General features: G+C 64.1%; 1 protein-coding gene. It reads right to left on the bottom strand.

What is annotated here, in order from left to right; translation table 11 throughout:
- Positions 1 to 87: 87 nt before the first annotated feature.
- Complete coding sequence (locus OQK_RS14930) at positions 88 to 633, bottom strand: ankyrin repeat domain-containing protein (RefSeq protein WP_016773096.1); 546 nt, start codon at positions 631 to 633, stop codon at positions 88 to 90.
- Positions 634 to 677 lie beyond the last annotated feature (44 nt).

Genomic DNA, 677 nt, shown 5'->3' with positions numbered 1-677 from the left:
CGCACTCGGTGCAGCCGTACATGCGCTTGGCCTTGGCCATCAGAACCCCCGGAACAAAAGACGCGATGATAACGCAGCCATCGCCGATCAGCGCGGCGCAGCGGTACGGATTTCGCCGCTGGCCAGACGCGCGGCACTGTTGCCCAGCGGATCCTCGGCGTTGAGGTCGGCGCCCTTGGCCTGCAAGGCGTCGAGCAATTCCAGACGCTTGAACAGCCCGGCGTACATCGCCGCGGTCTGCCCGGCGCCGTTACGTTGGTCGGGGCTGCAATCGGTGGCCATCAGGCGCCGGGCGATCTGCAACTCGCCTTTGAAAATCGCGCCCATCAGCGCCGTGTTGCCGCGCTGGTCCTGTGCACAGGCATCCGCGCCCGCTGCCAACAGTCGCTCAACCGCCGGCGCCTGACCGTGATAAGCCGCCAGAATCAGTGCGGTGTAACCCTTGCTGTCGCGGGTATCGAGGGAATAGCCGGACTCGATAAAGGTCTCGAGCATCGGCACGTCGCCACGCCGTGCGGCGTCAAAGTAGTAATCCTGCAACTGCGCCTTGATTGCCTCGGGGCTTTGCTCGACCGGTGACGCCCACGCGCTGAACGACAGGCACCCGGCCAGGCATAAAAGAAAAATACGCATCGAGCACTCTCCTTGAACGCACGCGAGGCAAGACAGACCCTCGC

Source organism: Pseudomonas sp. R62 (assembly GCF_000257605.1).
Taxonomy (GTDB): Bacteria; Pseudomonadota; Gammaproteobacteria; order Pseudomonadales; family Pseudomonadaceae; genus Aquipseudomonas; species Aquipseudomonas atacamensis.
The sequence above is the reverse complement of the archived record's forward strand: the minus strand, read 5'-3'. Positions and strand labels throughout refer to the sequence as shown.

Bases quoted from the DNA above. Each gene is read 5' to 3' on its own strand.
- OQK_RS14930 (WP_016773096.1), bottom strand. From the start codon at position 633: ATGCGTATTTTTCTTTTATGCCTGGCCGGGTGCCTGTCGTTCAGCGCG.